Raw genomic sequence first — 19249 nt, 5'->3', positions numbered from 1 at the left:
GCTGTCCAGTTGACCGGGTGCCCTGACACTCCGTCGGCGACACAGCGTAGCGGTCGTGATCATCGCACCGGCAGCCGATTCCCCTCGAAGGGGCCGAGGCAGGCAAGATGGGGGTGTGACCCTCATCGATCTGCTGCCGCCGACCGCCGACCCCGACGCCCTGTACGAGGCTTTCGAGTCCTGGGCGCAGGAGCGCGGTCTCACGCTCTATCCGCACCAGGAGGAGGCGCTGATCGAGGTGGTCTCCGGGGCGAACGTGATCGTGTCGACGCCGACCGGGTCCGGCAAGAGCATGATCGCGGCGGGCGCCCACTTCGCGGCGCTGGCCCGCGACGAGGTCACGTTCTACACGGCTCCCATCAAGGCGCTGGTGTCGGAGAAGTTCTTCGAGCTGTGCAAGATCTTCGGCACGGAGAACGTCGGCATGCTGACCGGCGACGCCTCCGTCAACTCCGACGCCCCGGTGATCTGCTGCACCGCCGAGGTCCTCGCGTCGATCGCGCTGCGCGACGGGAAGGACGCGGACGTCGGGCAGGTCGTCATGGACGAGTTCCACTTCTACGCCGAGGGCGACCGGGGCTGGGCCTGGCAGATCCCGATCCTGGAGCTTCCGCAGGCGCAGTTCGTGCTGATGTCGGCGACGCTGGGGGACGTCTCCTTCTTCGAGAAGGACCTCGCCCGCCGCACCGGCCGGTCCACCTCGGTGGTCCGCTCGGCGACCCGCCCGGTGCCGCTGTCCTACGAGTACCGCTACACGCCGCTCACGGAGACCCTCACCGACCTGCTGGAGACCCGGCAGGCGCCCGTCTACATCGTGCACTTCACACAGGCGCAGGCGGTGGAGCGGGCGCAGGCCCTGATGAGCATCAACATGTGCTCGAAGGAGGAGAAGGAGCAGATCGCCGCCCTGATCGGCAACTTCCGCTTCACCACCAAGTTCGGCCGCAACCTCTCCCGGTACGTCCGGCACGGCATCGGCGTGCACCACGCGGGCATGCTGCCCAAGTACCGCCGCCTGGTGGAGAAGCTCGCGCAGGCGGGCCTGCTGAAGGTGATCTGCGGGACGGACACGCTGGGCGTCGGGGTCAACGTCCCGATCCGTACGGTGCTGTTCACGGCTCTCACCAAGTACGACGGCAACCGGGTGCGGACGCTGCGCGCGCGGGAGTTCCACCAGATCGCGGGCCGGGCGGGCCGCGCCGGGTTCGACACGGCCGGGTTCGTCGTCGCGCAGGCGCCCGAGCACGTCATCGAGAACGAGAAGGCGCTCGCGAAGGCCGGTGACGATCCGAAGAAGCGGCGCAAGGTGGTCCGCAAGAAGGCGCCGGAAGGCTTCGTGGCGTGGACGGAGAACACCTTCGACAAGCTGATCGAGTCGGAGCCTGAGCCGCTGGCGTCGCGCTTCCGGGTGACGCACACGATGCTGCTGTCGGTGATCGCCCGCCCCGGCAACGCGTTCGAGGCGATGCGCCACCTCCTGGAGGACAACCACGAGCCGCGCAAGCAGCAGTTGCGGCACATCCGCCGGGCGATCGCGATCTACCGCTCGCTGCTGGACGGCGGCATCGTCGAGAAGCTCGACGAGCCGGACTCCACCGGCCGCATCGTGCGCCTGACCGTCGACCTCCAGCAGGACTTCGCGCTCAACCAGCCGCTGTCCACGTTCGCGCTCGCCGCGTTCGAGCTCCTCGACCCCGAGTCCCCGTCGTACGCGCTGGACATGGTCTCCGTCGTGGAGTCCACGCTCGACGACCCGCGCCAGATCCTCGCCGCCCAGCAGAACAAGGCGCGCGGCGAGGCGGTCGCGCTGATGAAGGCGGACGGCGTCGAGTACGAGGAGCGCATGGAGCGCCTCCAGGACATCACGTACCCGAAGCCGCTGGAGGAGCTGCTCTTCCACGCGTACGACACGTACCGCAAGAGCCACCCGTGGGTCGGCGACCACCCGCTGTCGCCGAAGTCCGTGATCCGGGACATGTTCGAACGGGCCATGTCGTTCACCGAGCTGGTGTCGCACTACGAGCTGGCGCGCACCGAGGGCATCGTCCTGCGCTACCTGGCGAGCGCGTACAAGGCCCTCGACCACACCGTCCCCGACGACCTGAAGTCCGAGGACCTCCAGGACCTCATCGAGTGGCTGGGCGAGATGGTCCGCCAGGTCGACTCCAGCCTGCTGGACGAGTGGGAGCAGCTCGCCAACCCGGAGGAGATGACCGCCGAGCAGGCGCAGGAGAAGGCCGACGAGGTCAAGCCGGTCACCCTGAACGCGCGCGCCTTCCGGGTCCTGGTGCGCAACGCGATGTTCCGCCGGGTGGAGCTGGCCGCGCTCGACCACGTCGCCGAACTCGGCGAGCTGGACGGCGAGTCCGGCTGGGACGCGGACGCGTGGGGCGAGGCGATGGACAAGTACTGGGACGAGCACGAGGACCTGGGCACCGGTCCGAACGCGCGCGGGCCGAAGCTGCTCGTCATCCAGGAGGAGCCGGCGAACCGGCTGTGGCGGGTGCGGCAGATCTTCGACGACCCGAACGGGGACCACGACTGGGGGATCAGCGCGGAGGTCGACCTCGAAGCGTCCGACGCCGAGGGCCGCGCGGTCGTGCGGGTCACCTCCGTCGGACAGCTCTGACCAGAGCCACCAGCACAGGAGAAGCGCGCTCATGACGAACCCCGCCGAGAGACTCGTCGACCTGCTCGACCTGGAGCAGATCGAGGTCAACATCTTCCGCGGCCTCAGCCCCCAGGAGTCCCTCCAGCGGGTCTTCGGCGGGCAGGTGGCCGGGCAGGCGCTGGTCGCCGCGGGCCGGACCACGGAGGGGGACCGGCCGGTGCACTCGCTGCACGCGTACTTCCTGCGCCCCGGCCGGCCCGGTGTGCCGATCGTGTACCAGGTCGAACGGGTGCGGGACGGCCGGTCGTTCACGACCCGGCGGGTCACCGCCGTGCAGCAGGGCCGCACGATCTTCAATCTCACCGCCTCCTTTCACAAGCCTGAGGAAGGTCCCTTCGAGCAGCAGCTGCCGCCGGCCCGGGTGGTCCCGGACCCGGATTCGCTGCCGACCGTCGCGGACGAGGTCCGGGAGCATCTCGGGACGCTGCCCGAGCAGTTCGAGCGGATGGCCCGGCGTCAGCCGTTCGACATCCGGTACGTCGACCGGCTGCGCTGGACCCCCGAGGAGCTGAAGGAGGCCGAACCCCGCAGCGCGGTGTGGATGCGCGCGGTCGGGCCGCTGGGCGACGATCCCCTCGTCCACACCTGCGCGCTCACCTACGCCAGCGACATGACCCTCCTGGACGCCGTCCGCATCCCCGTCGAGCCCCTGTGGGGCCGGCGGAACTTCGACATGGCCTCCCTGGACCACGCGATGTGGTTCCACCGGCCGTTCCGGGCGGACGAGTGGTTCCTGTACGACCAGGAGTCGCCGATCACCACGGGTGGGCGGGGACTGGCCCGGGGCCGTATCTACGACCTGCACGGGCGGCTGCTGGTGTCGGTCGTCCAGGAGGGGTTGTTCCGGGCGCTGTAGCGGTGTGCGGGGTGCCGCGCCGGGGCGTTTCGCCGGGCGGCGCGGCACTGCCGTTCCCTCAGGTGCGCTGCCGTGTCCTGCCCTTGCGGCGCAGCCACTTGGAGAGGTGACGGCGTGAGCGGGGGGTGTGAGGGCGGGGTACGGGCTCGGTCCGGAGTGTGCGTTCGGGCAGGGGTTCGGGGTCGGGAGCAGGCTCGGGTTCGAGGGCCGGTTCGGGTTCGGGGGCCGGTGCGGGTTCGGGAGCAGGCTCGGGTTCAGGGGCCGGTGCGGGTTCGGCCCGGGGCTGTGGTTCGGAGCCGGGTGCCGGCGTGGGGACCGTGAGGCTCGCGCGGGCTTCCTGGAGTGCGTCGGCGAGGTCCGTGCGCAGCCAGATGATCTCGTCCAGGAAGTTCGCGGTCATGAGGGTCGCGGCGAGCCGGGCGGAGGGGGAGCCAGGGGCTCCGTGCGTCGGGAGGGCGGGGCGGGAGCGGTTGAGGTAGGCCCGCTCGTACGGGTCGGGGACGAGGTCGGTGATATGGGCGGGGTCGAGGAAGGCGGCCACGGCGCCGGCCCGCTGCCAGGGCGTCTCGGCCTCGCGGAGCAGGAAGCCGAGGTGACGGCCCCGCCAGTTGCGGGCCCTGCGGTCGAGGCCGTCGGCGAGCCGGGCGCGCAGTTTTTCGGGTGTCCGGCCGTTGAGCATGGGCGCGTTGGCCGGGTCGTCGGCGAACTGCCGGAGTTCTTCGGCGAGGTAGAGCCAGACGACGGCCCGGTACCGGTTGAGGTAGAAACGCACCGGCACGACGAGCCCGAGCCGCGCGAGGCGGGAGAAGCGGGCGGGTGAGATCTTCAGGATGCCGGCCGCCTCGGCGGTGCCGACGGTGCGCACCTCTTCGAGGAAGGACTCCGGGAAGTCCGGCTGGGCGCGCAGCCGTTCGATCTCCGTGTACGGGATCCGACGGCCGCCGCCTCCCTCGTCCGGTACGGTCCGGACCCGGCCGAGGTGGACGGCGAAGTCGAACTCGCCGCGCTTGACGCCCAGTTCTTTCGCCGCGCGGCTCGGTGTGCAGGTGAGCGGGCGTGGTCGGGCGGTGGTGTGCTGAGACATGCTTGGTCTCCCCCGTGGTCTGTCGGGCTCCGCGCCGTTCGCGGTGCCCTCGGGAAAAACCGTAGCCGTTTTGCCGGATCTGCCGACAAGCCTGTGGATAACTTCCTGTACGCCCGAGAATGTGCAGGTCAGCGCTCTGTGAGGGGGGTTCGTTCGGGTTGGCGCACGTCCATCGTGAGGTGTTCGCCGACGCGGCTGACGAGGAGGGTCATCTCGTAGGCGACCTGGCCCATGTCGGCCTCGGCGGCGGTGAGGACGCACAGGCAGCTGCCGGTTCCGGCGGCGGTGACGAAGAGGAGGGCGTCGTCGAACTCGACCATGGTCTGCCGGACCTGGCCTGCGCCGAAGTGGCGTCCTGAGCCCTTGGCGAGGCTGTGCAGGCCGGAGGAGACGGCGGCGAGGTGTTCGGCGTCCTCGCGGCGCAGTCCGGTGCTGGCGCCGGCCACCAGTCCGTCGGTCGTGAGGACGAGTGCGTGCCGTACGTGTTCGACGCGTCCGGTCAGGTCGTCCAGCAGCCAGTCGAGTCCCTGGTTCTGCCCCATGCTTCGCTCTCCCCGCGTGCATCTCCCCGTTGGGTCCCGCCCGTGCGAGGACTTGTCCGCCACCCTTCCGCAGTTTCGGGGGCCCGAGCAAGGAGGATGGCGGCATGGCGAAGAAGATGACCGACGAGGAATGGCGGGCGTTCGTCTCGGACGGCACCCGCACCGCGAAGCTGTCCACGGTCCGGGCCGACGGGAGTCCGCACGTGGCCCCGATCTGGTTCGTGCTGGACGGGGACGATCTGGTGTTCAACACCGGCAAGGAGACCGTGAAGGGCCGCAACCTGGCGCGGGACGGCCGTGTCGCGCTGTGCGTCGACGACGACCGTCCCCCGTTCGACTACGTGATCCTCCAGGGCCGCGCGACGATCTCGGAGGATCTCGCCGAGGTCCGGCACTGGGCGGCCAGGATCGGCGCCCGTTACATGGGCGAGGACCGCGCCGAGGAGTTCGGCGCCCGCAACGGCGTACCGGGCGAGCTGCTGGTGCGGGTCGCCGTGGAGAAGGTGCTGGCGCAGAAAGCGGTGGCCGACTAGCCACTCAGCCCACCGAGTCGAGGAGGCGGGCCGTGTGCATGCGGCCCGCGTACTCGACGAGGCGGATGAGGACCTCCTTGCCGGAGTCGCGGTCGCGCGCGTCGCACAGGACGACGGGAGTGCCCTGGTCGAGGTCGAGGGCCCGGGACACGTCGGGGGCGGCGTACGCGCGTGCGCCGGTGAAGCAGTTCACGGCGACGACGAACGGGATGTGCCGGTGCTCGAAGTAGTCGACGGCCGGGAAGCAGTCCTCCAGGCGCCGGGTGTCGGCGAGGACGACGGCGCCGAGGGCGCCTTGGGAGAGTTCGTCCCACAGGAACCAGAAGCGGTCCTGGCCGGGGGTGCCGAACAGGTAGAGGGACAGTCCGGAGCGGATGGTGATCCGGCCGAAGTCCATGGCGACGGTCGTGGTGACCTTCTGGTCGACGCCGTCGGTGTCGTCGACGGCCTGTCCGGCTTCGCTGAGCAGTTCCTCGGTGCGCAGCGGCTTGATCTCGCTGACCGCGCCCACCAGGGTCGTCTTGCCCACGCCGAACCCGCCGGCGACCAGAATCTTCAGCGCCAGCGGTGCCGTCTCGCCGGTGGCGTCGGGGTGCTCGGAGGCCATGGATCACTTCTCTCGGGGATTCCGGCGTGCGGAGGTGTCGTCCGGGGGCAGCAGGATGGCGACCGCGGTCCTTCGGCGGGAGGTTCGATCGCCATCCGTCTTTCGTGACCGTTCTTGTTCGTTTCGAGGTCCTGAGGGGCGCGAGATGCGTACGTATACGCGCGCCTGGTGACAGGTGTTCATCTACAGGGCCCGCAGCCCTTCGATGACCTCCCGCAGGATCCGTTCGTCGGGCAGGTGCGCGGGCGGCACCGGGCGGCTGACGGTGACGCGGCCCGTCTCCAGCAGGTCCCCGAGGAGGACCCGGACCACCCCGACGGGCAGGTCGGTCCCGGCGGACAGCTCCGCGACGGACTGCGTCTCGACGCGGCACAGGTCGATCAGGGCGCGGTGTTCGGGGCCGAGCGCGTGGTCGTCGTCGGCGCCGGGCGCGCCCGGGTCGAGGGTGACGAGGGCGATGAGGTCGAAGCGGACCCCGGTGGGCCCCGGCTTGGTGCGTCCGCCGGTCATGGCGTACGGCCGTACGAGGGGTCCGGCGTCGTTGTCGTACCACTGGGCGCTGGGCGGCTGGTCGCTCATCGGTGCCTCATCCGGCGGCGGGCGGGCGCGCGGTGACGCGGGGCGGGGTGTGGAGGTGTTCGCCGACGCGTTTGACGAGGCGGGCCATCTCGTAGGCGACGAGGCCGATGTCGGCGGTGGCGGCGGTCAGGACGGCGAGGCAGGAGCCGTCCCCGGCGGCGGCGACGAACAGGAAGCCGTCGTCCATCTCGACCATGGTCTGGCGCACTCCTCCGGCGCCGAAGTGCCGTCCCGCGCCCTTGGCGAGGCTGTGGAAGCCGGAGGAGACGGCGGCGAGGTGTTCGGCGTCCTCGCGGCCGAGGTCCGTGGAGGCGCCCACGGCGAGGCCGTCGTTGGACAGCACGACCGCGTGCCGTACCTCGCCGACGCGCATCACCAGGTCGTCCAGCAGCCAGTCGAGTTCCCCCGACCGCTGGGACGGCCTCGTGCCGGGGTCCTGGATCATGCGGGGTCTCCTTCGCTGCCGGTTCGCGGCCCGGCCGCGCGGCCGGGCTGTCTGCCGCCGCCGCGGGCCCAGCCCGCGCGGTAGGCGGCCATGCGGTCGCGGACGACCTCGGGGGTGCGTCCGTCGTCGCGGGTGCCGTGCGGTCGCTGCGGTTCCTCCGCGCGCGGGCCGCGCAGTTGGGGGACGAGGCTCGCCTGGCGCACGCGGCGCGGGAGGTCGTCGTCGGGTGCCGCCGGGGGTTCGGCGTCGTCCGGAGGGCGGTGCAGGCGCAGGGGGGTGACGCCGGGGGGCGGCGGCTCGGAGGCGTGGGCCTGGGCGGGCACCTGCGCGGGCGCGGGCGCGACGAGTGCGGGTCGGTCGGCCGGCGCGGGGACGGCTTCGTGTTCCCGGTCGTCCGGCACGCGCGCGTACGCGGGTTCCACGCTGTGCTGCGGTGCGGTGGCCCGTGCGGCCTCCTGGGCGGAACGTTCCGGCTTGCCGGTGTCCAGGAGGGCGGTGGGCAGCAGGACGACGGCTGTGGTGCCGCCGTAGGGGGAGGTGCGCAGGTGGACCTTGATGCCGTGGCGGGCGGCGAGCCGGCTGACGACGAACAGGCCGAGGCGGTCGCTGTCGAACAGGTCGAGCGCCTCCGACTGGGTGATGCGCCGGTTGGCCCGCGTGAGGGCCTCGCCGCCCATGCCGAGGCCCCGGTCCTCGACCTCGACGGCGTACCCGTTGCCGACAGGTTCTCCGGTGACCCGTACGCGCGTGTGCGGGGGCGAGAACTGGGCGGCGTTCTCGACGAGTTCGGCGAGGAGGTGGGTGAGGTCGGCGACGGCGGCCCCGGCGACGGCGGCCTCGGGGAGCTGGCGTACCTCCACGCGCGCGTAGTCCTCGACCTCGGAGACGGCGGCGCGCACCACGTCGGTGAGCGGGACGGGCATCCGCCAGGCCCGGCCGGGGGCGGCCCCGGAGAGGATGATCAGGCTCTCCGCGTGGCGCCGCATGCGGGTGGTGAGGTGGTCGAGGCGGAAGAGGTCGCTCAGCTCGTTCGGGTCGTCGGAGCGGCGCTCCATGCTGTCGAGGAGGCTCAGCTGACGGTGCACCAGGACCTGGCTGCGGCGCGCGAGGTTGACGAACACGCCGGAGATGCCGCTGGCGAGTTCGGCGCGCTCCACGGCGGCCCGCAGGGCGGCGCGGTGGACGGTGGTGAGGGCCTCGGCGACCTGTCCGGTCTCGTCCTCGGCGCGGGGTCCGGGCGGGGCCTCCGCGCGGACGTCGATCTCCTCGCCCGCGCGCAGTTTCCGCATGGCCTCGGGGAGTTTGCGGCGGGCGATCTCCAGGGCGCCGTTGCGCAGGCTGACGAGTTCGACGACGAGGCCGCGGCCGATGCGCACGGAGATGACGAGTGAGGCGACGACGGCGGCGAGGCCGAGCAGGACGGCGGCGCCGGCCGGGGTGAGCAGCCCGCGCGTGAAGGGGTCGGCGCGGCGGACGACCTCGCGTCCGGCGTCCGCCTCGATGGTGCGCATCCCGCTCTGCACGCGCGCGTGGGCGGCGTTCCAGGCGGCCTCCGGGGCGGCGGCGAGGGCCCGTTCGCCGGGGCCGTTCGCGCGCACGCGGTTCTCGGCGGCGGTGAGGGCGGCGTAGGCGTCGTCCGCGGCGAGCGCGCGCCAGGCGGCCCGTTCGGGGCCGCGCAGGTCGGTGACGGCGGCCTCGGTGAGGGTGCGGCGGTTGTCGGCGGCGCCGGTGAACAGGGTGAGGCGCCGGGTGTCGAGGCGGCCCGCCGGGCGCGCGCCCGCGAGGACGGCGTCCTCCTGCGCGAGGGCTTCGGCGGCCCGGGAGAATTCGAGCAGTACGCGCGCGTCGGAGCCGAGTTCGGCGTCCTGGATGCCGGTCAGGGCGCCGCCCACGGCGAACGCGGAGGAGATCGTCCGGGTGTAGCGGTCGTACGCCTGCGACCAGTCGGCGGTCCCGCCGAGCACCGCGCCGCGCAGTGACCGCAGCCGTTCGGCGCCGGTGACGAAGGCGTCGAGGCGCTGGGCGACCCCGGCGGGCAGTTCCTGGGCGTCGGCGACGGTGCTGTCGTCGCCGAGCCGCAGCCGGGCGACCGCGCGGTCGGTGGCCGACGCGAGGCGGCGCAGGGTGTCGTCCTGGCCCGCGCGCGGCTGGGCCGCGTACCGGACGGCGGCCAGGCGTTCGGCCTGGAGGGCGGCGACGGCGTCGGCGACGGGTGCGCGGACCTGGGAGTCGACGCGCTGGATCTGACGCAGCCGGGAGACGTCCTGGGCGGTGGTGACGGTGGCGTACGCCCACAGGGCGAGCAGGGAGACGACGGGCACCATCAGGAGGCAGACGATCTTGGCACGGACGGTACGGGGACGTATTCGCCAGCGTTCCGCGCGCGGGGGCGCGTCGTCCGCCGTGGCCTCGGGGCCCTGCCGGTCCTCGTCGGCGGGCGGCCCGGCGTGGGCGCGCCGGCCGCGCACCGGGGGCGACGGTTCGGTGCCGGCTGCGGTGGCCTTCCTGGGGGTACGCATGGACTCCTCGCTGGGCGGTGGGTCGAAGGGGCTCGGTCCGGGTCAGGCGCGGTTGCCGACGGGTTCCACGGCCCGTTGGGCGGAGGCGGACGCCTCGCGTTCCCTGGTGGTGGGCGACAGGGCGACGAAGGCCGAGGTCAGGAAGAGGTAGGACCCGAGGCCGACGGCGAGGGGGAAGATGAACTGCATCGCCGTGGCCCCGGGCAGGGGCGCCCCGGAGGGCTCGACGCGCACGCTCACCGCGAACATCCCCGTGTAGTGCATGCTGCTGACGGCCACTCCCATGACGAGGGAGGCGACGGTGACCGCGACGGGCGACTCGATGTTGAGCGCGGCCCACAGCGCGGCGGTCGCGGCGACGACGGCGATGACCACGGAGAGGGCGACCGCCATCGGGTCGTAGTGCACGTCGCCGTGCAGCCGGACGGCTGCCATGCCCAGGTAGTGCATGCTCGCGACGCCGATCCCGGTGGTGAGTCCGCCGGTCAGCAGCGCGCGCGTACGGTCGCGTCCGTAGCCGACGGCGAACACGCCCGCGCAGACGACGACCATGGCGACGACGAGGCTGAGGACGGTCAGCGGCACGTCGTAGCGGATGTCGGTGCCGCTGACGGCGAAGCCGAGCATCGCGACGAAGTGCATGGTCCAGATGCCGGTGCCGATGGCGGAGGCGGCGGTGATCAGCCAGTTGCGGCGCGAGCGCCCGGTGGCGGCGAGCGCGCGCACGGTGCAGCGCAGCCCGAGGGCGGCGCCGGTGCAGGCCATCACGTACGACAGCACGGGGGTCAGCCATCCGAAGGCTGCGTGGTCCAGGTGTCCCATGGCTCAGAGACGCTAGTGCGGGCGGGGGGACACGAAGGGGGCAGGTTTCGAAAAGTGCCGCAATCTGGCGCAGATGCAGGCGCTTACCGATCACGTGGCGTCCGAACATGCGCACTGCGGGTGTCTCCGTGTCGGTGCGTCATCATGCGTCCATGAGCGACGACCGCACACACGTCCAGGAGTTCTTCACGTCCCGCGCGGCGACGTGGGATGCCAAGTTCGCGGGCGACGGGCCCGCGTACGCGGCGGCGGTGGCCGCCCTGGGGCTGCGGCCGGGCGACCGGGTGCTGGACGCCGGCTGCGGCACCGGACGGGCCCTGCCGCCCCTCAGGGCCGCCGTGGGGGCCTCAGGGGCGGTCCTGGGGGCCGATGTGACCCCGGCGATGCTCCGGGCCGCCGTGGAGGCCGGGCAGGACCGTCACGGGCAGTTGCTGCTCACCGACGTCTCCGCGCTGCCGTTGCGGGACGCTGCGCTGGACGCCGTGTTCGCTGCGGGGCTGATCGCGCACCTCGGTGACGCCGCCCGCGGTCTGCGGGAGTTGGCGCGCGTGGTCCGGCCCGGCGGGACGCTGGCGCTCTTCCACCCCGTCGGCCGCGCGGCCCTGGCGGCCCGTCACGGGCGCCCCCTCACGGCGGACGATCTGCGTGCCGAGCCCAACCTCCGGCCGCTGCTGGCCGGTTCGGGCTGGCGGATGACGTCGTACACCGACGAGGACGACCGTTTCCTCGCGCTGGCGGTACGCGCGCGCTGAGGCCGTGCCGGCCTCTTCTGCGGGGGTGGTTCCGACCTTACGTTGGGAAAACAGGGGGCGAGCGCCCGGCCGTGCCGTCGAGCAGGAGGAGGGTGGTCCGTGTGACACGCGGGTTCCGCAGGGTCTGGGAGAAGGTGACCGGTGCGCGGGAACGGCGCGAGCGGGTGCCGAACCTGTTCGAGGCGGCGGCCGTGTACGTCGCGGCGTGCGCCGAGGACGACCGGGACCGGATCGACGAGGCGACCGCCTGGGTGTCGCCGGAGGCGCTCTCGTTCGGGGTCCGCGAGCTGGCCTGCCGCGCGGTGGTGGCCCTCGCGCGCGAGCGCGACGAGTCCCCGCAGGCCGTCGCCCGCGCACTCCTCGGGCTCCCGGCCGCCTGACACGGGACGATTCGTCCCCGTCTTCGCGGTCTTCACGAGAACAGCAGCTCCGGGTCCGTCTGGGAGTCGTGACAAGCGTGTCGCGGGCGCACTAGGGTGCGCGCCGTTGGACGAACCCACGGGGAGGCTGGGATGGCCGGGACGGACGAGGGCGGCGAGGACCTCGTTGCCGCCGATGACGCGCTGTATGTGCTCACGGCGGTGCTGCTGACGCCTGCCCAGTTCCCGAGCGCGCTGGGCGACGACTACCCGGAGGCGTGCGCCGCGCTCGGCCTCGCGCCCCTCGCGGACGGGTACGGGCTGGTGCTCGGCCAGGACGGCGTGGGCGCGCGGTGGACCGTGGTCGTCGACGACGTGTCGCTGGTGGCGGTCGCGATCGCCTCCTGGGACTGCGGGATGGAGTACGACCTGTCGCCGGACGACCGGACGGTCGTCGCCGGTCTGCCGGGCTGGCCGCTCCCGGTGGCCGTCGCGGCGCCCGGCGTGCCCGCGCCGCACGACCCGGCCCCCGAGGCCGCCGACGGGCCCGCGCTGGTCCCGCCGGACACGACCGGGTGGGGCTCGGCGCAGCGGCGGCTGGGCGCCGACGAGATAGCGCTCCAGTGGACGACGTGGCGCGAGCAGATCGACGACTCGAAGTTCGAGCCCCGTCGCGAGCCGGACGCCGGCGAACGCCCCAGCGACGTCCGGCGGGTCCTCGCGGAGGCCCGCGCCTACGTCGACACGCCTCCTCCGCTGGGCCGGGTGCGGTCCTCCTTCGCGCCGGGCGAGGCGCGCATGCTCCGGGCGGACGGGCCCGGCTGGTCGCTGGTGGCCCGCACGGACGACATCGCCTTCGTGCTCCTCGACGACAAGCCCGGTGAGGTACTGCCCGTCGGCCGGGGGCCGGAGCTTCCGGGGCTGCTCGAGGCGCTGGACCGGATGGCCGTGCGGCCGAGCTGAGCCGGGTGCCCGCCCGCGCGGGCGGGCACCCGGCCTCGCGCTCAGCGGCCGAGCTCCTTGCGGCTGATGCGGCGCAGCCTGCGCCGCTGGGACGGGTCCAGCGTGAGGTACGCGGCCGTCGGGACCCCTATCACGATCAACAGCGCCGCCCACCAGGGCAGCCAGATCAGCAGGAGGATCCCGGCCGCCACCCCTCCTGCGGCGATCTTCGCGTTCTTCGACATGTACGTCGCCTCCTTCGCGGCCACTGCCGCTCTCTGCTCTGAGAACGGCTCCACGCGGCCCGCGGTTCCGACCGCCGACCCTGAGACGTCCCTGAGACCGGACCCCGACACGTCCCTGAGGGACCGTTGCCGCCGGCCCCTTCCCATGCTGTACCCTCGGCGACCCCGGCTTAGCTAGTCAAACTTGAGGAGTGCGGTCATCTCCGTGCAGAGGGTTCCCGCCGAAGCACCCCCCGACGTCCCCGAACCGTCCCGCTGCCACGCCGTGTTCGTGCCCGGCGACCCGGCCCGCACCGGCCGCGTCGCCCTCTGGCGCCCGGACGGCGGTGCACTGCCCCCGGTCGGCTCCGCGGGAAGCCTGCGCGTCGTGCGTCCTGCGGGCGCGGGCGTCGAGACCGTCGAGGTCCCCGCCGCCTTCGTGCCCGCGCGCGAGGCGCTGCCGCTGCTCACGCGTGCGCGGGTCGCGCCGGACGCGCATCCGTCGGCCGCCTTCTGGGGCGCCGCCGCGCTCCTGGCACTCCAGTTCGTGGCGCGCGGGCTCCTGCTGCCCGGCCTCTCCCCCGGCGACCACGACGCGTGGCGGGTCGGCCCTCTCGGCCAGGACGACGTCGAGCGGATCCGGCGGCTCGCCGGCGCGATGCCGCCCGAGGCGCACGCCGTGCCCGTCGACGACGGCCCCGAACCGCGTCTGCCCGTCCCCGAGCGGCTGCTGCGGGCCTTCCTGGACGCGGTCGCCGACGCCCTGCCGCGCTCGCCCGCCGCACCGCTCGTGACGGGAGGTCCCGCTTACGCGTCGCCGCTCCCCCGGCGCCTGCCGCAGGCCCGCGCGTGGGCCGCCGACATCGCGGCGGGTCAGGACGCCGGGGTGCGGATCTCGCTGCGCGTCGAGGTGTCGGGGCTCGACGGGCCCGAGGAGACGCCGAGGTTCCGCGTGGTACCGCAGGTCCGTTCCGCCGCCGATCCCGGGGTGATCGCGGACACGGCGGAGGTGTGGGCCGCGACGGGCGACGGCACGGAACCCGGCGCGGCGGCGGGGCAGGCGCGCGAGGTCGAGGCCGGCCGGGGACACGGTGCCCAGCCGCTCCCGGGGCACCCGCGCGAGGACGCGGTGCGGTCCTTCGGCCCCGGCGCGCGCATGGACGTCCTGCTGGCACTGCGTCGCGCGGCGCGCGCCTGGCCCGTGCTCACGCCCCTGCTGTCGGCCGCCGTCCCGGACGCCGTGAACCTCCTGGACGACGACGTCGAGGACCTCCTCGGCAGCGGCGCGCGGGCGCTTGCCGCCGCCGGGGTCGAGGTGCACTGGCCGAGGGAGCTGGCCCGAACGCTCACCACGCGCGCGCTGGTGGGCCCGCCGGACGGGCCGGGCGAGGCGCCCTCCTTCCTGCCCGCCGACGCGATGGTGGGCGTCGGCTGGTGGTTCGCGCTGGGCGGTCAGCAGCTCACCCGCGAGGAGCTGGACCGGCTCGCGGAGGCGAACCGTCCGCTCGTACGGCTGCGCGGGCAGTGGGTTCTGATCGACCCTCAGGAGGTCCGCCTCGCCCGCTCCCGGCAGGACCGCAAGCTCGACCCGATGGAGGCCCTGGGCGCCGCTCTGACGGGCTCGGCGGAGATCGACGGCCGACTCGTCGACGTGCAGTCCACGCGGTGGCTGGAGGGCCTGCGGGAGCGCCTCGCGCCGTCCGGCGGGCAGGAGCCGGTGGCACAGCCCGCCGCGCTCGCCGCGACCCTGCGGGACTACCAGCGGCGCGGTCTCGACTGGCTCGCCCGAATGACGTCGCTGGGCCTCGGCTGCTGTCTGGCCGACGACATGGGCCTCGGCAAGACGGTCACGCTGATCGCGCTGCACCTGCACCGCCGGGCCGACCCGGCGTCGGCGGGGCCCACGCTCGTGGTCTGCCCGACGTCCCTGATGGGCAACTGGCAGCGGGAGATCGAGCGGTTCGCGCCCGGCACGCGCGTACGCCGCTTCCACGGACCGCGCCGGGACCTGGAGTCCCTCGCGGACGGCGAGGTCGTCCTCACCACGTACGGCACGCTGCGGCTGGACGCGGCCCGGCTCGCCGAGGTGCCCTGGGGGCTGCTCGTCGCCGACGAGGCGCAGCACGTGAAGAACCCGTACGCGGCGACCGCCCGCGCGCTGCGGACCGTCGGCGCCCGCGCGCGAGTGGCGCTCACCGGCACCCCGGTGGAGAACAACCTCTCCGAGCTGTGGGCGATCCTGGACTGGACGACGCCCGGTCTGCTGGGCCGCCTCACCGCCTTCCGCGCACGCTACGCGCGGGCCGTCGAGACGGGCGCCGACCCGGCCGCCGCCGAGCGGCTCGCCCGGCTGGTGGGTCCGTTCCTGCTGCGCCGCCGCAAGTCCGACCCGGGCATCGCCCCGGAGCTGCCGCCCAAGACCGAGAGCGACCGCCCGGTGTCGCTCACGCCGGAACAGGCGGGCCTGTACGAGGCGTTGGTGCGCGAGACGCTCGCCCGGATCGCGGACGCGGACGACATGGCGCGGCGCGGCCTCGTCGTCAAGCTGCTGACCGGCCTCAAGCAGATCTGCAACCACCCCGCCCAGTACCTCAAGGAGGAGCGGCCACGGATCGCCGGGCGGTCCGGGAAGCTGGAGCTGCTCGACGAGCTGCTCGACGGCGCCCTCGCCGAAGGGGCGGCCGTCCTGGTGTTCACGCAGTACGTGGCGATGGCCCGGATCGTCGAGGAGCACCTGCGCGCGCGGGGCGTGCCTTCGCAGTTCCTGCACGGCGGAACGCCGGTCGGGGAACGCGAGGCGATGGTCGGCCGTTTCCAGGACGGGGAGGTGCCGGTGTTCCTGCTGTCGCTGAAGGCGGCCGGGACGGGGCTGAACCTCACCCGGGCCGAGCACGTCGTCCACTACGACCGCTGGTGGAACCCCGCCGTCGAGGCGCAGGCCACCGACCGGGCGTACCGGATCGGGCAGACGCGGCCGGTGCAGGTGCACCGGCTGATCGCCGAGGGGACGGTCGAGGACCGCATCGCGCGGATGCTGGAGCGCAAGCGGGAACTCGCCGACGCGGTGCTCGGCTGCGGGGAGCGGGCGTTCACGGAGCTGACGGACGCCGAGCTGGCCGAGCTGGTGGAGCTGCGAGGGGGACGCGATGAGCGGGCGTGACGGGTACGGGGAGCCGGCGTTCGAGGTGGCGGCTCCCGCGCGCGGGCAGGCGTTCGCGCGCACCTGGTGGGGGCGGGGCTGGGTGGCCGCGCTGGAGGACGGGGTCCTGGACAGTGCCCAGATCCGCGCCGGGCGCCGCCTCGCGCGCGGGGGCGCGGTCGGCGCCGTGTCGGTGCGGCCGGGCCGTGCGACGGCGGTCGTCCGGGACCGGGACGGCACGGCGCACCGCGCGGACGTGCTGCTCCCGGAGCTGTCCGGGGCCCAGTGGGACCGGCTGCTGGCGCTGGCCGGGGAGCGTGCCGGGTACATGGCCGCGCTGCTCGACCGCGAGATGCCGCCGCATCTGGTGGAGGACGCGGCGACCGCGGGCGTGGACCTCCTGCCGGGGCTGGGCGAGCTGGAGGCGTCCTGCGACTGCGGCGCCTGGGACCACTGCGCGCACACGACGGCCCTGTGCTATCTGGTGGCCCGCGTGCTGGACGAGGACCCCTTCGTCCTCCTGCTGCTGCGCGGGCGCCCCGAGCGGACCCTGCTGGACGACCTCCGGGCCCGCACCGCCGCGCCGGGGCACCGGGAGGGCGTGGACGCCGCCGACGCGTACGCGTCCGTCCCCGCCCCGCTCCCTGTCCCGCCGGACCTTCCCGACGCCCCCGGCGTGCCGCCCTCCCTGGACACCGGGACCGCGCCGCCGGACGGCGTCGTCCCGGCCGCCCTGGAGTTCCTGGCCGCGCAGACGGCCCGGGAGGCGCACCGGCTCCTGCGGGAGGCCCTCCGCGGGGCGCCCCCGGCCGCCGGGTTGACGCCCGCTCAGGACGCGGTCCGCCTCGCCGCCTCGGACCCGTCGGACCCCGGCGTCCGCGCGCGGCTCGCCGAAGGGCGCGCGGACCTCGGCCTCGCCGTACGCGCGTGGCGCGAGGGCGGTGCGAGCGCGCTGGCCGTCCTCGACGAGGAGTGGACCCCCGACGGCGAGGCGTCGGCCCGCGCGCGTGCGGTGCTGGAGGCGGCCTGGGACGCGGACGAACGTCCCGCCCTGCGGGCGCACGCCAACCGCTGGACCGTCGTCGGGGAGCCCGCGCAGATACGCCTGGACCGCGACGGCCGCTGGTGGCCCTACCGCGGGCAGGACGGCTGTTGGGCGCCTGCCGGGGGCCCGTCCCCCGACCCGGCGACAGCCCTGGCGGCGGCCGTTCTCAGTGGGGAGGACCCGTGGTGAGTCACGGCAGCAGGGAGGCCAGATCGCTGGGGATCAGTCCGCTCGGGATCAGGTCGCTCGGGACCGAGGTCGGCAGGGCCGTGGGGAGCCGCGTCGGCAGGAGGCTGGCGAGTCCGCTCGGCAGCCCGCGGGTGGCGGAGGAGCTGGCGGCGGTCGAGGGCTCTTCGCCCTGCTTGCCGTCGCCCTCCGAGCCCCCGGAGGCCGTCAGGACGACGATCACGACGACCGCCACGCCCACCAGCGCGGCCAGGGCGGCGAACAGGGACGTACGGCGCCTGCGGGGCCGTGAGGGGCGCCGGCCGTCGTCGTACGGCGGAGGCGCGCCGAAGCCGCCGGAGGGCGGATGCGGAGGTACGGGCGGAGTGGCCATGGTGTCCACTTTGGGCCCGTCCGGGCGCGGGCGGCATGTCCCGCGCGCGAGTTGGTACCGGCTCAGGTCAGGGAGGACATGATTCCGGCGTATTCGACCCACCGGGCACGCACGCAGGAGACTCCAGCCCCGCGCGCGTGACCGCCGGTGCAGCGGGCGGGCCGGGCCGGGGAACGACTCCAGCCCCGCGCGTGTGACCGCCGGCCGCCCACGCGCGCGTGCCCGTTCGGCCGGGACGGTCACCCGTCCCGGCCGCCCTGTACGCCAACCGGCACGCGCGCGTGGAGTCGTGATCAGCCGCGGGCGCCCAGGAGGTGGTCCATGGCGAGCTGGTCGAGGCGCTCGAAGGCCATCCCGCGCGCGGCGGCGGCCTCGACGTCGAAGTCCTCGAAGGCGGCGCGGTCGGCGAGGAGCGCGTCGAGGCCGTCGGCGGCGGTCTGCTGGGCCAGCTCGTCGAGACGGGACGCGCGCAGCGCCTCCTGGACCTCCGGGTCGGCGCGGAAGGCGAGCGCGCGCTCCTTGAGGATCAGGTAGTTGCGCATGCAGCCGGCCGCCGACGCCCACACGCCGTCGAAGTCCTCGGTGCGCGGGGGCTTGAAGTCGAAGTGCTTCGGACCGGCGTACCCGGCGCTCTCCAGCAGGTCGACCAGCCAGAACGCGGAGCGCAGGTCACCGGCGCCGAAGCGCAGGTCCTGGTCGTACTTGATGCCGTTCTGGCCGTTGAGGTCGATGTGGAAGAGCTTGCCCGCCCACAGCGCCTGCGCGATGCCGTGCGGGAAGTTCAGGCCGGCCATCTGCTCGTGGCCCACCTCGGGGTTCACGCCGTACAGCTCGGGCCGCTCCAGGCGCTCGATGAACGCCAGCGCGTGGCCGACGGTCGGCAGGAGGATGTCGCCGCGCGGCTCGTTCGGCTTGGGCTCGATCGCGAACTTCAGGTCGTAGCCCTGCGCGGTGACGTACTCGCCGAGGAGGTCGAACGCCTCCTTCATCCGGTCGAGGGCCACGCGCACGTCCTTGGCGGCGCCGGACTCGGCGCCCTCACGGCCGCCCCAGGCGACGTACGTCTCGGCGCCCAGCTCGACGGCCAGGTCGATGTTGCGGATGGTCTTGCGCAGCGCGTAGCGGCGCACGTCGCGGTCGTTCGCGGTGAACGCGCCGTCCTTGAAGACGGGGTGGGTGAAGAGGTTGGTGGTGGCCATCGGCACCTTCATGCCGGTCGCGTCGAGGGCCTCGCGGAAGCGCTTGATGTGGCCTTCGCGCTCGCTGTCCGAAGACCCGAAGGGGATCAGGTCGTCGTCGTGGAAGGTGACTCCGTGGGCGCCGAGTTCCGACAGGCGCTGCACGGTCTCGACCGGGTCGAGGGCCCCGCGCGTGGCGTCGCCGAAGGGGTCCCGTCCCTGCCAGCCGACGGTCCACAGGCCGAAGGTGAACCTGTCCTCGGGGGTGGGCTGGTAGCTCATACCGCGGCTCCTTGCTGCGTACGACTATTTCGTCATGGCCGTTTACAAATTAGTATGCGGAAGCAGCCGAGGGAAGACCGATCTCGCCGAGCCGTGAAATTCGAGGGAGAG

Annotated in this window: 18 protein-coding genes; 8 read left to right on the top strand and 10 right to left on the bottom strand. The window is 73.7% G+C overall.

Translation table 11 applies throughout. The annotated features are described in order from the left end of the window. Positions 1-115: 115 nt before the first annotated feature. Complete coding sequence (locus PV682_RS03230) at positions 116-2629, top strand: DEAD/DEAH box helicase (RefSeq protein WP_319723745.1); 2514 nt, start codon at positions 116-118, stop codon at positions 2627-2629. A gap of 31 nt (positions 2630-2660) precedes the next feature. Beyond that, the gene (locus PV682_RS03225) at positions 2661-3527 is read left to right on the top strand and encodes an acyl-CoA thioesterase (protein WP_109361518.1); all 867 of its coding nucleotides are present in this window, start codon (positions 2661-2663) and stop codon (positions 3525-3527) included. A gap of 58 nt (positions 3528-3585) precedes the next feature. On the opposite strand, the gene PV682_RS03220 is transcribed toward PV682_RS03225, so the two are convergent. Both PV682_RS03220 and PV682_RS03215 read right to left on the bottom strand, forming a co-directional pair. Further along, positions 3586-4611: a DUF6397 family protein gene (locus PV682_RS03220; RefSeq protein ID WP_319723743.1), complete on the bottom strand. Its 1026-nt coding sequence runs from the start codon at positions 4609-4611 to the stop codon at positions 3586-3588. Between the two features lie 128 nt (positions 4612-4739). After that, complete coding sequence (locus PV682_RS03215) at positions 4740-5153, bottom strand: roadblock/LC7 domain-containing protein (protein ID WP_319723741.1); 414 nt, start codon at positions 5151-5153, stop codon at positions 4740-4742. A 104-nt stretch (positions 5154-5257) separates the two neighbouring features. On the opposite strand from PV682_RS03215, the gene PV682_RS03210 reads away from it, so the two are divergent. Further along, entirely contained in the window at positions 5258-5686 is a 429-nt protein-coding gene (locus PV682_RS03210) for a PPOX class F420-dependent oxidoreductase (protein ID WP_055718009.1), read from the top strand. Between the two features lie 4 nt (positions 5687-5690). Here PV682_RS03210 and PV682_RS03205 read toward each other — a convergent pair whose 3' ends face one another. From PV682_RS03205 to PV682_RS03185, 5 genes are all read right to left on the bottom strand, one after another. Then, positions 5691-6293, bottom strand: coding sequence for a GTP-binding protein (locus tag PV682_RS03205; RefSeq protein WP_055718008.1), 603 nt, complete (start codon positions 6291-6293; stop codon positions 5691-5693). A 183-nt stretch (positions 6294-6476) separates the two neighbouring features. Beyond that, the gene (locus PV682_RS03200; protein WP_319723738.1) at positions 6477-6872 is read right to left on the bottom strand and encodes a DUF742 domain-containing protein; all 396 of its coding nucleotides are present in this window, start codon (positions 6870-6872) and stop codon (positions 6477-6479) included. Positions 6873-6879: 7 nt separating this feature from the next. Next, positions 6880-7317 (bottom strand): roadblock/LC7 domain-containing protein, encoded by a 438-nt coding sequence (locus tag PV682_RS03195; RefSeq protein WP_055718007.1) that lies wholly within the window; start codon positions 7315-7317, stop codon positions 6880-6882. Next, positions 7314-9836: a sensor histidine kinase gene (locus PV682_RS03190; RefSeq protein ID WP_319723734.1), complete on the bottom strand. Its 2523-nt coding sequence runs from the start codon at positions 9834-9836 to the stop codon at positions 7314-7316. The genes PV682_RS03195 and PV682_RS03190 overlap by 4 nt, the downstream gene beginning before the upstream one ends. Positions 9837-9878: 42 nt before the next feature. Then, positions 9879-10658 carry an MHYT domain-containing protein gene (locus PV682_RS03185; RefSeq protein ID WP_319723732.1) on the bottom strand — a complete coding sequence of 260 codons (780 nt, stop codon included), beginning with the start codon at positions 10656-10658 and terminating at the stop codon, positions 9879-9881. A 152-nt stretch (positions 10659-10810) separates the two neighbouring features. On the opposite strand from PV682_RS03185, the gene PV682_RS03180 reads away from it, so the two are divergent. The 3 genes from PV682_RS03180 (at position 10811) to PV682_RS03170 (ending at position 12732) form a co-directional block, all read left to right on the top strand. Beyond that, positions 10811-11410, top strand: a complete 600-nt coding sequence (locus PV682_RS03180) for a class I SAM-dependent methyltransferase (protein ID WP_319723730.1) — start codon at positions 10811-10813, stop codon at positions 11408-11410. 101 nt (positions 11411-11511) lie between these two features. Then, positions 11512-11790 carry a hypothetical protein gene (locus tag PV682_RS03175; RefSeq protein ID WP_407705586.1) on the top strand — a complete coding sequence of 93 codons (279 nt, stop codon included), beginning with the start codon at positions 11512-11514 and terminating at the stop codon, positions 11788-11790. A gap of 132 nt (positions 11791-11922) precedes the next feature. Then, a complete protein-coding gene (locus PV682_RS03170; RefSeq protein ID WP_319723728.1) occupies positions 11923-12732 on the top strand; it encodes a hypothetical protein in 810 nt (269 codons plus the stop codon). Positions 12733-12773: 41 nt separating this feature from the next. Here PV682_RS03170 and PV682_RS03165 read toward each other — a convergent pair whose 3' ends face one another. Next, the gene (locus tag PV682_RS03165) at positions 12774-12956 is read right to left on the bottom strand and encodes a hypothetical protein (protein WP_055724660.1); all 183 of its coding nucleotides are present in this window, start codon (positions 12954-12956) and stop codon (positions 12774-12776) included. Between the two features lie 205 nt (positions 12957-13161). Here PV682_RS03165 and PV682_RS03160 point away from each other — a divergent pair, with 205 nt between their 5' ends. Together PV682_RS03160 and PV682_RS03155 are read left to right on the top strand one after the other, a co-directional pair. After that, positions 13162-16095 (top strand): DEAD/DEAH box helicase, encoded by a 2934-nt coding sequence (locus tag PV682_RS03160; protein ID WP_319723726.1) that lies wholly within the window; start codon positions 13162-13164, stop codon positions 16093-16095. Continuing rightward, positions 16082-17308, top strand: a complete 1227-nt coding sequence (locus PV682_RS03155; protein WP_319723724.1) for an SWF or SNF family helicase — start codon at positions 16082-16084, stop codon at positions 17306-17308. The genes PV682_RS03160 and PV682_RS03155 overlap by 14 nt, the downstream gene beginning before the upstream one ends. Position 17309: 1 nt before the next feature. Here PV682_RS03155 and PV682_RS03150 read toward each other — a convergent pair whose 3' ends face one another. Continuing rightward, positions 17310-17678, bottom strand: coding sequence for a hypothetical protein (locus tag PV682_RS03150; RefSeq protein WP_319723723.1), 369 nt, complete (start codon positions 17676-17678; stop codon positions 17310-17312). Between the two features lie 293 nt (positions 17679-17971). Beyond that, positions 17972-19138 carry a xylose isomerase gene (xylA, locus tag PV682_RS03145; protein WP_319723721.1) on the bottom strand — a complete coding sequence of 389 codons (1167 nt, stop codon included), beginning with the start codon at positions 19136-19138 and terminating at the stop codon, positions 17972-17974. Positions 19139-19249: the final 111 nt, after the last annotated feature.

This window comes from Streptomyces niveiscabiei, assembly GCF_033794345.1.
Classification (GTDB): Bacteria; Actinomycetota; Actinomycetes; order Streptomycetales; family Streptomycetaceae; genus Streptomyces; species Streptomyces niveiscabiei.
Note: the sequence above shows the minus strand (reverse complement) of the source record. Positions and strands in the feature narration are given on the sequence as shown.